This window comes from Streptomyces dioscori, assembly GCF_003024195.1.
Lineage (GTDB): Bacteria > Actinomycetota > Actinomycetes > Streptomycetales > Streptomycetaceae > Streptomyces > Streptomyces dioscori.
This window is the reverse complement of the sequence record NZ_KZ679042.1, coordinates 266,989-285,850: the sequence shown is the minus strand read 5'-3', so window position 1 is coordinate 285,850 and position 18,862 is coordinate 266,989. Positions and strand designations below refer to the sequence as shown.

At 71.1% G+C, this 18,862-nt stretch carries 13 protein-coding genes; 5 read left to right on the top strand and 8 right to left on the bottom strand.

From position 1 onward, the window contains the following. Positions 1–9: 9 nt before the first annotated feature. The gene (locus C6Y14_RS15160) at positions 10–780 is read right to left on the bottom strand and encodes a response regulator (RefSeq protein ID WP_199854741.1); all 771 of its coding nucleotides are present in this window, start codon (positions 778–780) and stop codon (positions 10–12) included. A gap of 108 nt (positions 781–888) precedes the next feature. On the opposite strand from C6Y14_RS15160, the gene C6Y14_RS15155 reads away from it, so the two are divergent. The 3 genes from C6Y14_RS15155 to C6Y14_RS15145 all read left to right on the top strand — a co-directional run bounded on the left by C6Y14_RS15155 (position 889) and on the right by C6Y14_RS15145 (position 4,555). Beyond that, positions 889–2,496 (top strand): sensor histidine kinase, encoded by a 1,608-nt coding sequence (locus tag C6Y14_RS15155; protein ID WP_107017181.1) that lies wholly within the window; start codon positions 889–891, stop codon positions 2,494–2,496. After that, complete coding sequence (locus tag C6Y14_RS15150) at positions 2,493–3,698, top strand: PP2C family protein-serine/threonine phosphatase (RefSeq protein ID WP_107017180.1); 1,206 nt, start codon at positions 2,493–2,495, stop codon at positions 3,696–3,698. Before C6Y14_RS15155 ends, C6Y14_RS15150 begins: the two co-directional genes overlap by 4 nt. 170 nt (positions 3,699–3,868) lie before the next feature. Further along, entirely contained in the window at positions 3,869–4,555 is a 687-nt protein-coding gene (locus tag C6Y14_RS15145; protein ID WP_107017179.1) for a LamG domain-containing protein, read from the top strand. A gap of 55 nt (positions 4,556–4,610) precedes the next feature. On the opposite strand, the gene C6Y14_RS15140 is transcribed toward C6Y14_RS15145, so the two are convergent. From C6Y14_RS15140 to C6Y14_RS15120, 5 genes are all read right to left on the bottom strand, one after another. After that, positions 4,611–6,977 (bottom strand): AbfB domain-containing protein, encoded by a 2,367-nt coding sequence (locus C6Y14_RS15140; protein ID WP_107017178.1) that lies wholly within the window; start codon positions 6,975–6,977, stop codon positions 4,611–4,613. Positions 6,978–7,208: 231 nt separating this feature from the next. Beyond that, positions 7,209–8,150 (bottom strand): TauD/TfdA dioxygenase family protein, encoded by a 942-nt coding sequence (locus tag C6Y14_RS15135; RefSeq protein ID WP_107017177.1) that lies wholly within the window; start codon positions 8,148–8,150, stop codon positions 7,209–7,211. 278 nt (positions 8,151–8,428) lie between these two features. Continuing rightward, positions 8,429–11,542 carry an AfsR/SARP family transcriptional regulator gene (locus C6Y14_RS15130; RefSeq protein WP_225891090.1) on the bottom strand — a complete coding sequence of 1,038 codons (3,114 nt, stop codon included), beginning with the start codon at positions 11,540–11,542 and terminating at the stop codon, positions 8,429–8,431. 450 nt (positions 11,543–11,992) lie between these two features. Further along, positions 11,993–13,510: a glycerol kinase GlpK gene (glpK, locus tag C6Y14_RS15125; protein ID WP_107017176.1), complete on the bottom strand. Its 1,518-nt coding sequence runs from the start codon at positions 13,508–13,510 to the stop codon at positions 11,993–11,995. A gap of 26 nt (positions 13,511–13,536) precedes the next feature. Next, positions 13,537–14,382 carry an MIP/aquaporin family protein gene (locus tag C6Y14_RS15120; protein WP_107017175.1) on the bottom strand — a complete coding sequence of 282 codons (846 nt, stop codon included), beginning with the start codon at positions 14,380–14,382 and terminating at the stop codon, positions 13,537–13,539. A 319-nt stretch (positions 14,383–14,701) separates the two neighbouring features. Here C6Y14_RS15120 and C6Y14_RS15115 point away from each other — a divergent pair, with 319 nt between their 5' ends. Then, positions 14,702–15,229, top strand: coding sequence for a DinB family protein (locus tag C6Y14_RS15115; protein ID WP_107017174.1), 528 nt, complete (start codon positions 14,702–14,704; stop codon positions 15,227–15,229). 36 nt (positions 15,230–15,265) lie between these two features. Here C6Y14_RS15115 and C6Y14_RS15110 read toward each other — a convergent pair whose 3' ends face one another. Next, a complete protein-coding gene (locus tag C6Y14_RS15110) occupies positions 15,266–16,420 on the bottom strand; it encodes an alpha/beta hydrolase (protein WP_107017173.1) in 1,155 nt (384 codons plus the stop codon). Between the two features lie 194 nt (positions 16,421–16,614). On the opposite strand from C6Y14_RS15110, the gene C6Y14_RS15105 reads away from it, so the two are divergent. After that, complete coding sequence (locus tag C6Y14_RS15105; RefSeq protein WP_107017172.1) at positions 16,615–17,592, top strand: TIGR01777 family oxidoreductase; 978 nt, start codon at positions 16,615–16,617, stop codon at positions 17,590–17,592. Between the two features lie 193 nt (positions 17,593–17,785). On the opposite strand, the gene C6Y14_RS15100 is transcribed toward C6Y14_RS15105, so the two are convergent. After that, complete coding sequence (locus tag C6Y14_RS15100; protein ID WP_107017171.1) at positions 17,786–18,802, bottom strand: LacI family DNA-binding transcriptional regulator; 1,017 nt, start codon at positions 18,800–18,802, stop codon at positions 17,786–17,788. Between the last annotated feature and the right edge of the window lie 60 nt (positions 18,803–18,862).

Below are 18,862 nucleotides of genomic sequence, written 5' to 3'. Positions count from 1 at the left end.
TCCCGCGGTTCAGGGGCGGGGCCGGGTGGCGGTGTCGAGGTAGAAGGCGTCGATGCTCTGGACGGCCTGCTCGAACTCGTCGAGGTTGACGGGCTTGGTCACATAGGCGTTGGCGTGACTGCTGTACGCGCCCGTCACGTCGTCCGGAGCGGTGGACGTCGTCAGGACGACCACCGGGATCGACTGCAGGTCGTCATCGGTCTTGAGGACCTTCAGCAGGTCGCGGCCGTTCATCCGCGGCATGTTCAGGTCGAGCACGATGAGGTCGGGGCGCGGGGTGCCCGGCGTCCGCAGGTGCTCCAGCGCGGCGACCCCGTCGGTGACCTGGACGAGATTGCGTGCCCCGCGCTCGGAAAGGGCTTCCTCGATGAGCATGGCGTCGGCCATGTCGTCCTCGACGAGCAGGACGTCGAAGGGGCGGGCGGGGGTGGTCATGGTCGGTTGCTCCGTGGGTTTCTCGTGGGAGTGGTGGAAGAGTCCGGGCCAGCGGCGCCGGGCTCCCTGCCGGGTCATCCCGCAGGCGGCGCCGATCTGCGGGTATCCGGCACCCGCGCGTGCGGCGGACACGGCCGCGTCCTGCTGGAGTCGTTCAGCGGCCTGCTTGAGATGATCCAGCACGTGCAGCAGGGCAAGGGCTTGTGCCGGGTCGTCCGACGCGGGGTGCGACGGGGCTTCCACCAGCCGGCGGGCGAGGCGCTGCGCGAGATCGCCGACCGTCGCGTCCGCGATGGTGGCCGTCTCCTGCGGAGTGATCCGCAGCGCGAAGTCCTTGCCTGGCATACCCGGCACTCTAGGTCCCCGAGGTGCCCCGCGACAACAAGGGTTGTCGCCCTCTAAAGTGTGCTGGCCAAACAAGCAAGGCGACAGACACGACGAGGAGCCAGCAGAATGACCGGCGATGAGAGGCAATCGCGTGCGCGAGGGCTTACCGCGTGGACGACCAGGCGGTGGCTTCGTGTAGGGGTGGCCGCGTCCCTGGTGGTTCTGGCCGTGCTGGGGGCGGCGGGCGCCTACGTCCTGGGGCGGACCGAGACGCTCAGCAGCGACCTCGTGGACGTGCGCTCGCCCGCGCTGACCGTCTCGATACGCCTGGAAGCGGCCGTCCTCAACCAGGAGACCGGGATCCGCGGCTACGGACTCACCGGCACGAAGGCGTTCATCACCCCCTACGAGGAGGGGGTCACCGAGCAGGAGGCCAACCGCAAGCAGCTCGCCACGCTGCTTCGGGACGACCCCGCACGGCTGAAGGACCTGAAAGCCGTGCAGGACGCCGTGACGAGGTGGCAGGAGAGGATCGCCCGGCCCGTCGCCGCCGAGCCGTCCGGCTCGCCCTCACCGCTGGCCACCGAACGGGCCGCGGAGGGCAAGGCCCTGTTCGACGACGTTCGTACCGCCCTCAGCGGCCAGCAGGAACGGCTGCGCGCGGACCGGGTGAAGGCCAGGGACGACCTGATGTCCACGATGGCCCTGCGCAACTGGGTGTTCAGCGCCATCGCGGTGGTCATCGTCGTCCTCACGGCGTTGATCTTCGAGGGGCTGCGGCGCGGCATCAACAGGCCTCTCGAACAGCTCGGTGCGGACGCCCGCGCGATCGCCGGAGGTGACTTCGAGCACCCCATCACCCCGACCGGTCCCGCGGACCTCCGGCGGCTGAGCAGCGAGATCGACTTCATGCGCCGGCGGCTCGTCCGGGAACTGGCCGTCAGCGAGGAGACACGGCTGCGGCTGGACGCGCAGACCGCCGACCTCCAGCGCTCCAACGCCGAGCTGGAACAGTTCGCGTACGTGGCCTCCCACGACCTGCAGGAGCCGCTGCGCAAGGTCTCCAGCTTCACCCAGCTCCTCCAGCGCCGCTACGGAGGGCAGCTGGACAGCCGGGCCGACCAGTACATCGACTTCGCGGTCGATGGGGCGAACCGCATGCAGATCCTCATCAACGACCTGCTCGACTTCTCCCGGGTCGGGCGGCTGCACAACGCCCACCAGAGCGTCGACCTGGACGACGTGCTGGAACGGACCCTGTCCACGATGAGCGTCGGCATCGAGGAGGCCGGGGCGACGATCACCCACGACCCGCTGCCGACCCTGGTCGCGGACCCCACCCAACTGGGCATGCTCTGGCAGAACCTGATCGGCAACGCCGTCAAGTTCCGGCGCCCGGGCGAGACGCCGAAGATCCACGTCACGGCGGAGCGGGAAGGCGACCTGTGGCGGTTCACCGTCACCGACAACGGCATCGGCATCGCACCGGAGTACGCCGACAAGATCTTCGTGATCTTCCAGCGGCTGCACACCAAGGACACCTACTCGGGCAGCGGTATCGGCCTCGCGATGTGCAAGAAGATCGTCGAGTTCCACGGCGGCACCATCTCCGTCGACCCGGCCTACCACGACGGCGCCCGCATCACCTTCACCCTGGCGCCCCGGCCGCCGGAGAGCCCAGGCGCGGGCATCACACCCGAGGCCACCCGCGCGGAGGCGGAGCAGGCACGATGACCGGACCCACGACGGCCGCCCCGGGCGCGGCCTCCGACAAGCCGATGTACCGCATACTCCTGATCGAGGACGATCCGGGCGACGCGCTGCTCGTCGAGGAACTCCTGCACGACACGGGGCTGGGGTTCGAGCTGACCGTCCGGACCACGCTGGCCGAGGCCCGCGCCGAGCTGGCCGCCCACTCGATCGACTGCATCTTCCTCGATCTGCACCTGCCCGACGTGTCGGGCATCGACGCGGTCACGGCCGTCCGCGGGTTCGCCCCGCACACCGCGGTGATCGTCCTGACCGGGCTGTCCGAGGACCGGGCGGGCACCGACGCCATGGCGGCCGGAGCACAGGACTACCTCGTCAAGGGAAAGGTCGAGGCCGACCTCCTGCAGCGGACGCTGCGCTACGCCGTCTACCGGAGCCAGACCGAACGTGCGAGCGCCGCGGCCCAGGCCGCGCAGCTGCGGGCGGAGGAGAACGCCCGTCTTGAACGCGGTCTGCTGCCGCAGCCGATCCTCGACACGTCCACGGTCAGAGTGACGTCCCGCTATCTGCCGGGCGCCACGATGGCCCTGCTCGGCGGGGACTTCCTCGATGTGGTCGAAGGGGACGACGGGCTGCTGCACGCCGTCGTAGGAGACGTCAGCGGTCACGGCCCCGACGCCGCCGCACTCGGTGTCTGCCTGCGCATCGCCTGGCGCTCCCTCGTCCTCGGCGGGCACCGCGGGGACGACCTGCTGCACCTGATGGAACGCATCCTCATGGCCGAACGCGGCAGCCAGCAGCTGTTCGCGACCTGCACCCTGCTCACCCTCGACCAGGAGGCCGCCACCGCGACCCTCCACCTCGCCGGGCACCACGAACCCCTCCTCACCGCACCTGAGGGGACCTGGGAGGTGACCGCCGCGCACGGCATCGCGCTGGGTATCTTCCCCGGCGTCCACAGCTGGCCCTCCACGGTCGTCCCGCTCCCGGCCACCGGCGCGCTCACCCTCTACACCGACGGCCTCACCGAAGGGCACAACGGGACGAAGGAGGAGCGGCTCGGCGTCGAAGGGCTGCTCGCGCTGATAGGGAAGCTGCCTGCGGCGGACCCGGCCGCCCATGTCGACCTCCTCATCAAGGAGACCCATGCGCTGAACGCCGGCCGGCACTCCGACGACCTGGCCGTGCTCCGCCTCGACTGGGGCAGCCGGCCCGCCCGCCCCTGAGACCGGGCGGCAGCCCTTGTCCGCCCGGTAACCCCTGCCCGGTCCGGGAGTTCACCCGGGCGGGTTGTTTGCACGGCGGGTGGGACCGGTCGGCGCATGAGCGCCGGCCGGCCGGGGAGAAACGGACTGCGCGCAGGTGTCCCTGTTCCTCCACCGCAAGGAGCCGGACTGTGTCCGACGTCGTCTTCACAGCCGATTTCAGTTCGCGAAGGCAGTGGGTGGCCGGCCGCTCCTGGGCCTATCCCGAGGGCGGTCCGGTCAATCCGACCGACAACAAACTGGACCACCTGGTCTCCGACCCGGCGTACTCCCGTACCGGCACGTTCCGCGCCACCCGCCGCAAGGACGGCCTGTGGAACGCGGGCCTGCTGACCACCGAGGGGAGCGAGGACGACTTCCTCCTGCGTGCGGGGGACGTACTGGAGACACGCGTACGTCTGCCCACCGAGACCGGAGCCTGGCCGGCCATCTGGACCTGGCGGGACGGGGGCCAGGAGATCGACGTGTTCGAGTACCACCCGGACAACCCCGATCTGCTGGAGTTCTCCAACCATGTGCGCGGCGGGCATCTCTACCACCACGACGAGGCCGTGCGCCCCGGCGGCCATGTCGACCTGCGGGTGGAGTTCGGCGCCCGCTCGGTGATCTGGTGGCTCAACGGCACACAGATCTTCGCCGACCGGCGCGGGGTGGGGAAGAACTGGCACGCCCACCTCATCGTCAACCTCTCGGTGAGCGCCGGGCGTTACCACCCGCGTCCCGAAGCCGGGACCAAGGAGATGTCGTACGCCGTCGAGAGTCTGACCGTGCGCCGTCCGGCCGCGCCACCGCACCGGGCGGCCGAATCGGACTCGTGAGCGCGGGCGGAGCGAGGGACGGTGGCCGGAAGCGGTCACCGTCCCTCGCGCGCGGTCAGGGGGCCCAGGGTGCGTCGACGGCCCAGGTGGTGTCCTCGGTGAAGGAGGCGGGGTTGTCCCAGGCGTGGGAGCCGCCCGGTGTGGCCAGCCACAACTCGGCGTTGTAGTGCCGCAGATACTGCTCGGGGAAGTTGGACGCGGACAGCCGGACGGCGCCGTTCGCGCCGCGCACGGCACAGAAGGTCGCGTCGGCCTGGAACACGGCTCCGCTGCCCGACTCCTTGTAGACGCGGTACTCACGGTGCCGCAGATACTGGCCGGGGTAGTTGCGCGACTCGAACGAGTAGCAGGCGCTGTTGGCGAGTCCCGGTACGACCTTCCAGGTGGCGTCGCTCTTGAGCAGGGCGGCGCTGTTCGCGTCGACCACATCGGTGTAGGCGGCCCCGTCGCGGTGCCGCAGATAGCGGTTCGTGTAGCCGGGGGTGGTCACCCGCAGGGACCTGTACTGGTTCGTGGGCAGGGTGACGGGGGAGGGCGCGGCGCGCGAGGCGTCGATGAGGGCGCGGTTGGCGGCCTGCACACGGGCCGCGTCCACCTTGACGACCTGCCGGTCGTAGGTGAGGAGCCCGTTCGCCTCGTTCTCCACGTCGGTGATCTCCGTGTAGACGGAGGCCGACAGTCCGGCGGGCATCCGCACCTCGCGCAGCGCGTCGAGGAGCCCCACGAAGCGGTTGTTGAGATGGGCCTGGTCCGCCTGGTCCTCGTAACTGAAGCCGCCGCCCGGATACCACTCGTGACCGGCGACCTTGAAGCCCAGACCGCCGTACTCACCGAGGACGGCGGCGCGGGTGGCACTGGGCACGGTCGTCCCGGGCCCGACGTAGACGTGATGGTCCAGGACGTCGCCGTTGCCGCCGTCGACCGCGCCGCAGCAGTTGATACCGCTCATGTTGTTCACCAGCCGCGAGGGGTCGTACGCCTTCACATGGTCGGCGATACGGGCCTGGTCGTACTGCCCCCAGCCCTCGTTCTGGTCGACCCACATCACCAGCGACGGTGAGCTGCGGTGCTGGTCGATGATCCGGTCGTACTCGGCCTCCCACTGGGTGCGGGCCGCGCTGTCGGGGGTGCGGGTGTCCATCGCGGGCATGTCCTGCCAGACCAGCAGCCCGAGCCTGTCCGCCCAGTAGAACCAGCGCTGCGGCTCGACCTTGATGTGCTTGCGCACCATGTTGAAGCCGAGGTCCTTGTGCTTCTGCAGGTCGTACTTGAGGGCGTCGTCGGTCGGTGCGGTGTAGATGCCGTCCGGCCAGTAGCCCTGGTCGAGCGTGCCGGTCTGGAAGACGAACTTGCCGTTGAGGACGGGACGCAGGACGCCGTCGACCCGTGCGATCCCCACGGAACGCATCCCGCTGTAGCTGCCCACGGAGTCGACGACCGTCGAACCGGAGAGCAGATCGGCCTTCACGTCGTACAGGAACGGATCCTCGGGGGTCCACAGATGCGGATTCGGGATCGCCACGGTGATCGTGCTGCCGACCGCGCCGGTCGCGGTGCCCACCGTGGTCGAGCCGGAGGACACGGTCACCCGGGCGCTCTGCCCGGAGACACCGTCACCCCTGACGGTGACCTTGAGGGTGTTGTTCGTGAGGTCGGGCACCATGTCGAGGCGCGTGACGTGTGCCGCCGCCGTCGGCTCCAGCCAGACCGTCTGCCAGATGCCGGAGGCCGCGGTGTAGAAGATCCCGCCCCCGGGGTGCGGGGCCACGTCGTTGATGCGCTGCTTGCCGACCGCCCCGATGCCCGTCTGGCTGGGGTCCCAGACGGACACGACGATCGTGTTGGTGCCGCCGTTGAGCAGAGAGGTGATGTCGTACGAGAAGGAGTCGTAGCCCCCGCTGTGCGTGCCGCCGGCCTGGCTGCCGTTCACCCAGACCGTCGTACGCCAGTCGCTGGCACCGAAGTTGAGCTGGACGCGGCGGCCGTTCCAGCCCGCCGGGACCGTGAAGGTGCGCTTGTACCAGAGCTTGTCGTTCTGGGTGATCTTGCGCTGGATCCCGGACAGCGCCGACTCGGCGACGAACGGCACCCGGATCTGCTCGGGGAACGACGCGGGCTGGCCCGCGTCCGCCGAGGTGACCGCGAAGTCCCAGATGCCGTTGAGATTGGCCCAGTCGGGCCGGGTGAGCTGCGGGCGCGGATACTCCGGCAGCGGATTGTCGACCGAGACCTGGTTGGTCCACGGGGTGGTCATGGGGGAGGGCTTGGGTGTCCACGCGGCCGGTGCGGCCTGCACGGTGCCCGTGGCGGTCAGGGCGGCCGTGCAGACCAGCGCGAGGGTGGCGAGCACGGTGGTGATCCGCCTCGCCCGCTGTCTCAGCCAGACCGTCCAGGGGCGCGGGGCCGGGGTGGTGCTGCGCATCGTGACTCCTTGGGTGTCGGGGGCAAGGACGTACACGTACGGAGAGAAGGCTGGCGGCTCGCCGTCCCAGCCTGTACAACGTTGGAAAGGGTGATGGTTGGCATGACAGCACGACACCGAAGATCTGTACAGGTGCATGACAAGAACAGTGGGGAAGAGACACACCTCCGGCCCCTGGACCGTTCTCGTCCAGGGGCCGGGTGACGTGGTCGCCGCGGGCGGCCTCCCGCCTCAGTACGGCCGGTCGCCGGCGATGGCGACGCGTTCCGCCACGCGGCGGTGCGAGCCGTAGTCGTTCACCGCGTAGTGCTGGGTGGCCCGGTTGTCCCAGAAGGCCACGTCCCCGGCCTGCCAGCGGAAGCGCACCTGGTACTCCGGAACATGCGCCTGCTGTACGAGGTGGCGCAGCAGCTGATCGCTCTCCTCGCGGGCGAGGCCGGTGATACGGGTGGTGAAGGACGTGTTGACGAACAGCAGCTTCCTGCCCGTCTCCGGATGCGTGCGCACGACCGGGTGCTCCACCGGCGGGAAGGCGTCCTGGAACGGGGCGAGCCGCTCGGGCCCGTAGAAGCGCGCGAAGCCGGGGATGAAGTCGTGCACGGCGGTGGCCCCGTCGATCCGGTCCTTCACCTCCGGCGACAGGTTGTCGTACGCGGCGGCCATGTCCGCCCACATGGTGTCTCCGCCGAAGGGCGGCACCTCACGCAGCTGGAGCACCGCACCGAGCGCGGGCCGCTCCCGGAAGGTGACGTCCGCGTGCCACACGTTCTCGAAGGTCGGTGTGGCGCCGGCCCCCTTGTCGAAGCGCACCACGTCGGCGCTGGAGCCGCGGGCGAGCAGGGGATTGGTCTCCAGCTCACCCCAGTTGCGGGCGAAGCCGCTCTGCTGCTCGGACGTGAGGTGCTGGGCGCGGAAGAAGAGCACCTTCCACTCCAGCAGGGCCCGGTTGAGCTCCTCGCGCAGGGCGGGGCCCACCGGGCGGGACAGGTCGAGACCTCGGATCTCGGCCCCGATCGTGCTCCCCTGCGGTATCAGCTCGAAGAGGCCGTAGGGGCGGTCGGGCACGCCCTCGGGCAGGCGCCGCAGCTCACGGGCGCCCTCGTAGATACCGCCCGTCGGCACGTGTGCCGCGCGCAGCGGCGGCACGTCCGTCTGCGGAATGGTGACCGTCATGAAGATGCTCCTCGTTCGCATGGCTCGATGGCCGTCGGGCGGCAGGCACGGGACGTGAGGAGATGACCAGCACGACCGGACTGCGGCGCGGCGAGAGTGGTACGGCTCGGTTCGGCGGTGAAGCAGATAACCGGTTATCGACCGGAGCGTTCGCACCCGGTCCGATTCGGGGCGCGCAGAGGCCCCGTCATCGCGTCGCAACAGTGCCAGGTCATGCTGATCATTGTGGGAGGCACCCTCTCCGCTGTCAACGGACGACGGAGAGGGCGGACACCGGCTCAGGCGCAGTCGGGGCTGTGCGTGTCCTCCTGCTGCCGTGTCTCCAGGGTGGCCAGCGACTCGCTCACGCCCGCGGCGCGCGGTGAACCGATGGCGCTGTACAGGGCGAGCGCGTCCTGCCAGTGTCCTCGGGCCGTCGCCAGGTCGTCGCTGTCCTGGTGGATGCGGGCCAGGCCGATGTGGGCGCGGGCCTGCTCCTCCTTCTCCTCGATCTCCATGGCCAGTGCGAGGGCCGCGCGGTGTGCGGTCGCGGCCTCGTCCGGTTGCCCCGAGCCGTGCAGGGCCTCGCCGAGACCGTTGAGGCTGCCCGTCTCGCCGTACCGCTCCCCGGTCCGCTGGAACAGGGCGAGAGCCGCCCGCTGGCGGGTGGCCGCCTCCTGGTGGTGGCCGAGACGGTGGTGGGCGTCACCCAGATTGCTGAGGGCGTGCGCCTCGCCCCCGCGGTGGCCGAGCCGCCGGAACAGGGCGAGGGCCTGCTCGAAGTGCTCGGCCGCCGTCGCGTGCTGGTCGAGGCGGGAGAGCACGATGCCGAGATTGCCCAGTGCGCTGGCCTCCCCGAAGGCGTGACCGAGGGAACGGAAGAGGGCGAGTGCCTGCCGGTGCTGTTCCGCCGAGGTCTCGTAGTCGTCGAGCAGCTCGTGCACGATGCCGAGGTTGTTGAGCGTGTCGGCCTCGCCGCCGATGTCCCCGACCTTCCGGAAGAGGACGACCGCCTCGCCGTGCCGCTGCGCGGCCTCGCGGTACTGTCCGCGCAGTTCGTGCAGGACACCGAGGTTGGTGAGGTTGCGGGCCTCGGTCACCGGCAGCCCGATCCGCCGGCACAGGGCGAGTGACTCCGTATGGTGCCGGACCGCCTCGTCGTACTGCGCCAGCCGCCGGTGGGTGGTGCCCAGACAGGTGCGTACCTCGGCCTCGCCGCGCCGGTCGCCCGCCGCGCGAGCCGCACGCAGGGCGTTGCCGTGGATGACGAGCGCGTCGGTGAAGAGCCCGCGGCTGTCGAAGTGGCGGTGCAGGGTGGTGGACAGGCCGACGGCGTGCTCGGCCCTGCCACGCCCGGCCTCCGTCGCGGTGACCGCCGTGAGCACGGCGTGCTCGGCCGCCAGCCACTCCTTGGCGTGGGCCTCGTCGGGAAACGGCGGCAGTTCGGTCCGGGGGACCGGGATCCGGGGCCGCAGATGTCTCTCGGCCGGGAACAGCACGTCCATGGCGGCGCAGGACGCCGCGAGGTAGTGGGTCAGCAGACGGTCGAGCGCCGTCTCGCGGTCGGCCGGCCCGTCGTGCCGTTCGGCCTGCCAGGCCGCGTACACCCGCAGCAGGTCGTGCATGCCGTAGCGGCCGGGGCGGGTGGGCTGGATCAGATGGCTGCGGGCCAGCAGGTCCAGTGTCCGCCGGGTCTCGTCGACGGGTCGTCCGCACAGGGCGGCCGCCGCGTACGCGTCCACATCGGGTCCCGGGTGCAGTCCGAGCAGCCGGAAGGCGGCGGCGGCTTCCGGCGGCAGGCGGTCGTAGGACCAGGAGAAGACGGCGCGTACGGCCGCCCGGGGATCGTCGTCCGAGTCCAGCAGCTCCAGCCGGCTGCGCCGGTCGTCCAGTTCGGCGGTGAGGGCGCTCAGGGGCGACGCGGGACGGGCGAGTGCCAGCTCCGCCGCGATGCGCAGGGCGAGGGGCAGCCGTCCGCACTGCTCGGCTAGGACGGCCGCGGCCTGGGGCTCGGCTGCGGCCCGGGGGCCGATGAGCCTGCTCAGCAGGTGTACGGCGTCCGCCGGGGGGAGCACGTCGAGGACGAGCCGGTGGGCGCCGTGCAGGGACACCAGGGAGCTGAGGACGTCCCTGCTCGTCACGACGGTCCTGCACCGGGTCGCGCCGGGCAGCAGCGGGCGTATCTGCTCGCTGGACGAGGCGTTGTCGAGCACGACGAGCATGCGGCGTTCGCTCAGCTCGGTGCGGTAGCGGGCGGAGCGGTCGTCGGGACGCAGCGGGATCTCGGGGCCCGGGACTCCGAGGGCCACGAGGAACCCGGTGAGGACGTCGGCCGCGGACACCGGCTCGTCGGTGTCGTAGCCGCGCAGGTCCGCGTAGAGCTGGCCGTCGGGGAACTGCTCGCGCACCCGGTGGGACCAGTGGACGGCGAGGGCGGTCTTGCCGACTCCGGCGGTGCCGGACACGGCGGACACCACGACCGTGTTGGTGGCGTCGGTCCCTTCTCCGCTGGAGAGCAAGTGCTGGGACAGTTCGTCCAGTTGTTCCTTACGGCCCGTGAACGCCCGTACGTCGAAGGGCAGTTGCGCGGGCCGGGAGGGCGCTGTCCGCGTGCCGCCCGAAGCGGGTCCCGGCTCCGTGCCGGTGCCGGGCAGGGGGCGGTCGCGCAGCGCCTCCTTGTAGGCCGTGCGCAGTTCCACCCCGGGCACCGAACCCAGTTCGTCGGCGAGCCGGCGGCGGACCTCGGCGTAGTGGTCCAGGGCCTCGGCGGTCCGGCCGGCCTGGGCCAGGGATCTGACGAGCAGGGCGGCGAGGGGTTCGGCCAGGGGGAATTCGTCGGACAGGGCCCGGATCCGGCCGATCGCCTGCGAGGCGTGTCCCGTCGCGGCCTCGGACCGGGCCCACTGCAGGGCGGCTTCCAGCCGCTCGTTCAGCCAGGCCGTCCGGGTCCGCTCGGCCCAGGCACCCGGCAGGTCGGCCAGCGGGGAGCCCCGCCACAGATCGAGGGCGTCGGCCAGGAGCCGGCCGCACTCGGCGTCGTCCGGACGCAGTCCACGGGCCCGGCCCACCAGCGCCCTGAATCGCAGGAGGTCGATGCTGTCGTCCGCCGCCCGCAGAAGGTAACCCCCTGATACCCGGGCCAGTTGGAGCGGCGGATGGTCCGCCGTCCCGTCCTCGCCGCGCGCCGCGTCGTCCAGCACGCGCCGGACGCGGCTCACATGGGAGTACAGCGTCGAACGGGCCGTGTCCGGAGGGGTGTCGTCCCAGACCCGGTCCACCAGGGCGTCCACGGTCATCAGCCGGCCCGCGTTGGCCGCCAGCGCCGCAAGGACCATGCGCTGCCTGGGCTGTCCCAGCTCGATATGACGGCCGTCGGCCCACAGTTCCAACGAGCCCAGTAATCGAAGATCCACGTCCCCACCCACGATCGGCCGCTCTGTATTTCACGAACTCCCCCGATCTTGCCCAGGATTCCACACATGCGGGGCCGGTGGTGCCGTCATGGTGATGGTTCCGGTACGCCCTGTGATCCCGGCCCGGACCGGGGACGCCCGGCAGGTCCGGGGGATGCCCGAGGGCCCGGCAAGGTTTTCACAAGGTCCCTCTTGCAGTCTTCGGACAGCCGGTTGGCCGGCCCGGCGAACGGACCCCCCTTCACGCCGGGCCGGTCAACCGGATCAGCCGCAGGTTCGACACGGATTCGAACCTGTTGTGGGGCTTCGCCCGTCGCCGCTGTCAACGGGGGTCAGCGGCGGCGGAGCGGGGCATCGTTGACAGTCCGGAGCGGGCACCGTGCACAGTCCGGAGCGCGGCACCGGACACATCCGATGCCGCGCTCAGCGAACGCGCCGTCACACGCGCCGTCAGGGGACGCGCACCCAGTCGAGGGTGCGTTCCACGGCCCTCTTCCACCCGTCGTAGCCCTCGGCACGCTGGTCCTCGGACCACTGCGGCTCCCAGCGCTTCGACTCGTTCCAGTGGGTGCGCAGTTCGTCGGTGTCCCGCCAGAATCCGGTGGCGAGCCCCGCCGCGTACGCGGCACCCAGCGCGGTCGTCTCGGCGACGACGGGACGGCTCACGGGGACGCCGAGGACGTCGGCCTGGATCTGCATGCAGAGGTCGTTCGCGGTGACCCCGCCGTCGACCTTGAGCACGTCTAGGTGGACTCCGGAGTCCTGTTCCATCGCGTCCACGACGTCGCGGCTCTGGTAGCAGATGGCTTCCAGGGTCGCCCGTGCCAGGTGCGCGTTGTCGTTGTACCGGGCGAGACCGACGATCGCCCCGCGCGCGTCGGAGCGCCAGTAGGGCGCGAACAGACCCGAGAAGGCCGGCACGAAGTACATACCGCCGTTGTCCTCGACGCTGCGGGCGAGATCCTCGCTCTCGGCGGCGGTCTTGATGATCTTCATCTGGTCGCGCAGCCACTGCACGGCGGAGCCGGTCACCGCGATGGACCCTTCGAGCGCGTAGACCACCGGCTCGTCGCCGAACCTGTACGCCACGGTGGTGAGCAGCCCGTGCTCGGAGCGGACCAGCTCCGTGCCGGTGTTGAGCAACAGGAAGTTACCCGTGCCGTAGGTGTTCTTCGCCTCGCCCGGCGCGAAGCAGACCTGTCCGACGGTCGCCGCCTGCTGGTCGCCGAGCACGCCCCCGATGGGGATGGCCGCGCGCAGCGGCCGGGAGGCACGCGTGACGCCGTACGCCTCCGGGTGCGACGAGGGCTTGATGGCCGGCAGCATGGCCCGCGGGACGCCGAAGAAGCCCAGCAGCTCGTCGTCCCAGTCGAGGGTCTCCAGGTTCATCAGCATGGTGCGGCTGGCATTGGTCACGTCGGTGGCGTGGATACCGCCGTCGGGGCCACCGGTGAGGTTCCACAGGACCCACGCGTCCGTGTTGCCGAACAGTGCGTGACCCTGCTCCGCCGCCTCGCGCACACCGTCGACGTTCTCCAGGATCCACTGGATCTTGCCCCCGGAGAAGTACGTGGCCGGTGGCAGCCCGGCCTTGCGGCGGATGACGTCGCCCTGCCCCGAACGCTCCAGGGCCGCCGCGATCCCGTCGGTGCGGGTGTCCTGCCACACGATGGCGTTGTAGTACGGGCGGCCGTTGCGCGGGTCCCAGACCACCGTGGTCTCGCGCTGGTTGGTGATACCGATCGCGGCCAGGTCGGTCGCGGTCAGGCCGCCGTAGCGCAGGGCGTTCTGGATGACCGAGTTGGTGCGCTCCCAGATCTCCACCGGGTCGTGCTCCACCCAGCCCGACCGCGGCAGGATCTGTTCGTGCTCCAGCTGGTGCTTCGCCACCTCGTTGCCGCCGTGGTCGAAGATCATGAATCGGGTGCTGGTGGTTCCCTGGTCCACCGCGCCGATGAAGTCCGCCATGGGTTTCCGCCTCTCCGGCCGGTCGGTCAGTCCTTGGATGCCGGGATGCGTCCCGGCGGCTCGGGTTCCGCGGACGGCAGGAAGCGGCCGATGAGGACCTTGTACAGACCCGCGCCGAGCAGGCCGCCGATCAGCGGGCCGATGATCGGCACCCAGAAGTACAGGTTCCCGTACTGATCCCGCCACGCTCCGCCGTAGCCGGTGAAGAAGCTGGCCAGCCGTGGTCCGAAGTCACGGGCCGGGTTGATGGCGTACCCCGCGTTCGTGCCCCAGGCCATGCCGATCGCGACCACGACCAGGCCGATGACGAACGGGCCCAGGTTCGCGCCCGGCGGCGTGTTCAGCATGTCCGTGATGGCCATGATCAGCAGCAGCAGGATGGCGGTGCCGATGACCTGGTCACGGAACGCGCCCCACTCATGGACCGGGAGCGCGGGGTTGCCGTTGCCGGGCAGGGTCGAGAACACGCCCTGCGTCTTGATGGTGTGCCCGGGGTCGGCCTTCGCCAGTGCCTCGCTGTAGTTCCAGCGGACCAGGAGGGCGGCCACGAAGGCGCCGGCCGTCTGGGCCAGCGCGTAGGGAGCCACCTTGCGCCACGGGAACCCCTTGAACGCGGCGAGTGCGACGGTCACCGCGGGGTTGAGGTGGGCGCCGCTCAGCCTGGCGGCCACGTAGACCCCCAGGGTGACGCCGAGGCCCCACGCCCAGGCGATGCTGTCGTGGTCACCCAGGCCGCCCGCGGGATCCGTGAGAGCGCCTCCCGCGGACACCTGGGCCACCACACCGCATCCGAAGAGGATGAGGATCAGTGTGCCCGCGAACTCGGCCGACAACTCGCCGACCAGACCGGACCGTATACGTCGCTCAGCCATGGAAGCTCACCCTCCGCCGGGTGTACCGGCCGTCGCCCCGAGCGATATCCGCCAGGCTAGGACGGTTCACGGAAAAGCGCATATCAGGGCATAAAGGTTCGCGTGCGATGCCGGTCGATGACAACCGCTGCCTGCCGTGTCCCCGGTGCCCCTGGTGCCCCGGTGTCCCCGGGCGGACGGCCCGGCCGGCTGGAACGTCGGATTCTGCGCCCCCGTGCCGCCGAGCGGGCCGACGCGGTGAGGCGGTCGCCGCCGTCGCGCTCGTTCCCTGACCGGCACAAGGCTGTGTGCCTTCGGCCGGCCCTGCGAGGGTGTGGCCATGAGGACGACACCCGACGGACGGCCCATCCCACCCACCCATGCCGGAGAACGCGCCATGCTGGAAGCGTGGTTGGACTTCCACCGCGCCACCCTCACCCTGAAGTGCGCGGACCTGGAGGACGACCAGTTACGACTGGCCGCGGCGGCGCCGTCGTCGATGACGCTGCTCGGCCTCGTCCAGCACCTCGCCGAGGTGGAGCGCAACTGGTTCCGACGCGTCTTCGCGGGGGAGGACGTGCCGCCTGTCTTCGGGCAGGGCAATCACGACGGCTTCGCCCTTGAGCCGGACCGGGGCCTCGCCGAGGTGACGGCCGTCTGGCAGGCGGAGATCGCCCGGGGTCGTGAGCTGATCGCCCACGCGGCCCTGGACGACTCCGGCCGCCTGTCCGCACAGGATGCGGAGCACGTCGGCCACCAGGGGGTCTCGCTGCGCTGGATCCTGGTGCACATGATCGAGGAGTACGCGCGTCACAACGGTCATGCCGATCTCATCCGGGAGGGAATCGACGGAGTCACCGGCACGTGACGGGCGCCGGCCACGCACCGGCGTCCGGTCTGCCGCTCAGGCCGGCAGGACGTCCTCGCCCGCCGTCGCGGGGACAGTGCTGCCTCCGCCGCCTCGTTCCGGACGGGCCCGTCCGAGCGTGCGGCCGAGCCACCGGGTCCGGGCGTCGCGGGCTGCGCGGGAGAGAGACGCGCCCGGGGCGACGGAGTCGAAGCCGTGGAACGCGCCGGGCCATACGTGGAGTTCGGCGTCACCGCCGGCCTGCCAGATCCCGCGGGCGTAGTCGACGTTCTCGTCGCGGAAGGTCTCAGCCGAGCCGACGTCGATGTAGGTGGGCGGCAGTGCGCCGAGATCGGTGGCGCGGGCCGGAGCGGCGTACGGCGGCAGGTCGGATGCGCCGTACCTGTCGCCCAGGTAGGCCTGCCAGGCGACGGCGGTCGAGGCTCTGTCCCACGGACCGACGCCGGTCAACTGGTGGGCGGAGGGGCTGTCGAGGCGGTCGTCGAGCATCGGGCACAGCAGGAGCTGCCCGACGGGTGCCGGCCCGTCACCCCGGTCCCGGTTGAGCAGCGTCAGGGCCGCGGCGAGCCCGCCTCCGGCGCTCTTGCCCCCGATGACCATGCGCCCGGCGTCGATGCCGAGCGCGTCCGCCCGGTCGGCGGTCCACAGAAGGCCCGCGTGGCAGTCCTCCAGTGGCCCCGGGTAGGGCGTCTCCGGGGCGAGCCGGTACTCCACGGACACGACGGCCAGGCCGAGCGGGCCGGACCAGTCGCGGAGGATCCTCGGCAGGACGGACCAGGCGTTGCCCATGATCATCCCGCCGCCGTGGAGGTAGAAGAGGACCGGCAGAGGTCCGGTGGCGTCGGCGGGCCGCGCGTGGACCAGCGTCACGTCCGGTCGCCCCTCCGAGCCGGGAACGCACAGCTCCTCGACGGCGAACCGGCCGTCGGCCCGTAGCTGGGCCGCGGTGGGCCGGGGCCTGCTCGCGGTGTCCCGCGCCCGCTGGACGGCGAGGTTGTCCGCGGTGAGCCGGGTCTCGGACAGGTCACCCAAGGTGGCGAGAGCGGCGGCCAGTTCGGCATCGAGCGGCGGCACCGTCCGCGCGGCGCCGAGGGAGCCCGCGGCCCTCCGGTCCGCTGCTCCCGAGGCCACCTGGCCCGCGGCGCCCGGGGCCACCTGCCCCGAGGCCGGGGAGCCCTGAGGTCCGGTCATGATGTGCGGCCCTGGCAGGCGAAGACGCGTACCCGGGCCCCGCCGAGCGTCGATGTCACAGAGATCATGAGTCCAGGGAACCAGGAACCGAGCAGGTCGCGGCCCGTGATGCCCGCAGTCGACCTCCACCCCCTAGTTGAACATGTTCAAAAATGAGGGATACGCTGTCGTCGAACGAAGTCGAGGGGGTTCGGATGAAGGTAGTGCTGCCCGGGGGAACCGGACAGGTGGGCGCGATACTCGACCGTGCGCTGACAGCGGCCGGCCACGAGGTCACAGTGGTGACCCGGAGCCCGTCGCGACCGCACGACCTCCGCTGGGACGGGACCGCACTCGGACCCTGGGCCGAGGCGGTCGACGGCTGCGACGTCGTCGTCAACCTGGCCGGACGCAGCGTCTCCTGCCGTTACACCGAGAAGAACCTGCGGGCCATGATGGACTCCCGGGTGGACTCGGCGCGCGTGGTCGGCGAGGCGATCGCCGCCGCCGCACGGCCACCGCGCGTCTGGCTGCAGATGAGCACGGCCACGGTCTACGCCCACAGCTTCGACACGGCGAACGACGAGGCGACCGGGGCGATCGGCGGCTCGGAGGCCGGCGTGCCCGACCACTGGGCGTACAGCGTCGAGATCGCGAAGAACTGGGAACGGGCGCAGGCCGAGGCGCCGACCCCCGCGACCCGCAAGGTGGCCCTGCGCTCGGCGATGGTCATGAGTCCGGACCGGGGCGGTGTTTTCGACGTGCTGTCGCGGCTCGTACGACTCGGACTGGGCGGGCCGGTGGCGGGCGGCGCGCAGTACGTCTCCTGGATCCACGACCAGGACTTCGTGCGCGCGGTGGAGTTCCTGATCGACCGGGACGACATCGAGGGGCCCGTGAACCTCGCCTCGCCGGAGCCCCTTCCGCACCGCGACTTCATGCGGGCGCTGCGCACCGCGTGGCGTGTCCCGGCAGGGCTGCCGGCGACACGGTGGATGGCCGAACTGGGGGCGTTCGCGCTGCGCTCGGACACGGAACTGCTGCTCAAGAGCCGCCGGGTGGTGCCGGGCCGGCTGGGCGCGGCCGGGTTCGCGTTCGCACATCCCGAGTGGGGGAGGGCCGCCGTCTCTCTCGTCGAACGGGCCAGGCACGGTCGTCCGGGCCGAGACGCCGACCTGCTGTCGCAGCGGTAGCGGGCCTCATGGCATGCACCGCGCGGGCCGGGAGCACACGGCCCGCACGGCCCCAGGTCGCACGGGCACCCGCACGGGCCCGGAGCCCACGGCCGCACGGCACCTGCACGGACCGCACGGGCACGGAGTACGCGGTCCTAACGGGCCAGTACGGGCCGGTACGGGCCAGTACGGACTCGTACAGGCCGAGGACTCAGGACGATTCGCGCACGACAAGTTCCGTGGGCAGCACGACGTGCCTGCGTGGTTCCTCGGGGTTGCCGATCTCCTCCAGGAGCAGGCGGGCGATCGTCTCGCCGATCTCCTCCACGGGCTGACGCACGCTGGTGAGCGGCGGGTTGGTGTGCCGGGCGATGATGGAGTCGTCGAAGCCGACCACCGCCACGTCGTCCGGCACGCTCCGCCGTTGCCTGCGCAACTCCACCAGCGCGCCCGCGGCCATCACGTCCGAGGCGATGAACACGGCGTCCAGCGCGGGGACTTGTTCAAGGAGTGAACGCATCGCGGCCTCGCCGCCCTCCTCGGTGAAGTCGCCGGAGGCCGCGAGTCGGTCCGTGGCTTCGTGTCCTGCCTTCTCCAGTGCCTCACGCCACCCCTGGAGGCGGCTGCGTGCCACGTCCATGTCGAGGGGGCCGCTGATCGTGGCGATGGTCCGGCGGCCCTGGGCGAGCAGATGGCCGACGGCCGTCGCGGCTCCGCCCGCGTTGTCGGAGTGCACGTGGCTGAGCGACTCGGTGACGGAGCGGCGTCCGGCGAGCACCGTGGGCAGCCCCATGTCCTCCAGCAGGCCCGGCAGCGGGTCGTGCTCGTGCACCGAGACCAGGAGAACCCCGTCCACACGGCGTTCCGCCACGGACTCGGTGAGCTGGTCGCGTTCCGCCTGGTCGCGTACGAGGACGAGCTGGAGCTGTGTACGGGTCTTCGCGAGAGCGGTGCTGACTCCGCGGATGACCGCCGAGAAGTACGGCTCGGAGCCCAGCCTGCTCTCGGACTCGGGAATCACCAGGGCCACGGAGTTCGTCCGGCTCGTCACCAGGCCCCTGGCGACCGAGTTCGGCACGTAGTTCAGCTCGGCGATGGCGGCGAGCACGGCGGCCCTGGCCTTCTCGCTGACGAGCTCCGAGCCGTTGATGACTCGTGAAACCGTGGTGCGTCCGACACCGGCGCGCGCGGCCACGGTCTTGATGGTCGGACGCTGCCTGCCCCGCATGTCGCCTCCTCGTCCGCACGCCGCCCGAACGGCCGCCACCTGCGCATTGTGCCAGACCCG

What these genes read in the sequence shown, in the direction of transcription:
- C6Y14_RS15150 (WP_107017180.1), top strand. Translation starts at nt 2,493, where the DNA reads ATGACCGGACCCACGACGGCCGCCCCGGGCGCGGCCTCCGACAAGCCG.
- C6Y14_RS15105 (WP_107017172.1), top strand. Translation starts at nt 16,615, where the DNA reads ATGAAGGTAGTGCTGCCCGGGGGAACCGGACAGGTGGGCGCGATACTC.
- C6Y14_RS15115 (WP_107017174.1), top strand. Translation starts at nt 14,702, where the DNA reads ATGAGGACGACACCCGACGGACGGCCCATCCCACCCACCCATGCCGGA.
- C6Y14_RS15140 (WP_107017178.1), bottom strand. Translation starts at nt 6,977, where the DNA reads ATGCGCAGCACCACCCCGGCCCCGCGCCCCTGGACGGTCTGGCTGAGA.
- C6Y14_RS15120 (WP_107017175.1), bottom strand. Translation starts at nt 14,382, where the DNA reads ATGGCTGAGCGACGTATACGGTCCGGTCTGGTCGGCGAGTTGTCGGCC.
- C6Y14_RS15160 (WP_199854741.1), bottom strand. Translation starts at nt 780, where the DNA reads ATGCCAGGCAAGGACTTCGCGCTGCGGATCACTCCGCAGGAGACGGCC.
- C6Y14_RS15110 (WP_107017173.1), bottom strand. Translation starts at nt 16,420, where the DNA reads ATGACCGGACCTCAGGGCTCCCCGGCCTCGGGGCAGGTGGCCCCGGGC.
- C6Y14_RS15155 (WP_107017181.1), top strand. Translation starts at nt 889, where the DNA reads ATGACCGGCGATGAGAGGCAATCGCGTGCGCGAGGGCTTACCGCGTGG.
- C6Y14_RS15100 (WP_107017171.1), bottom strand. Translation starts at nt 18,802, where the DNA reads ATGCGGGGCAGGCAGCGTCCGACCATCAAGACCGTGGCCGCGCGCGCC.
- C6Y14_RS15135 (WP_107017177.1), bottom strand. Translation starts at nt 8,150, where the DNA reads ATGACGGTCACCATTCCGCAGACGGACGTGCCGCCGCTGCGCGCGGCA.
- glpK (WP_107017176.1), bottom strand. Translation starts at nt 13,510, where the DNA reads ATGGCGGACTTCATCGGCGCGGTGGACCAGGGAACCACCAGCACCCGA.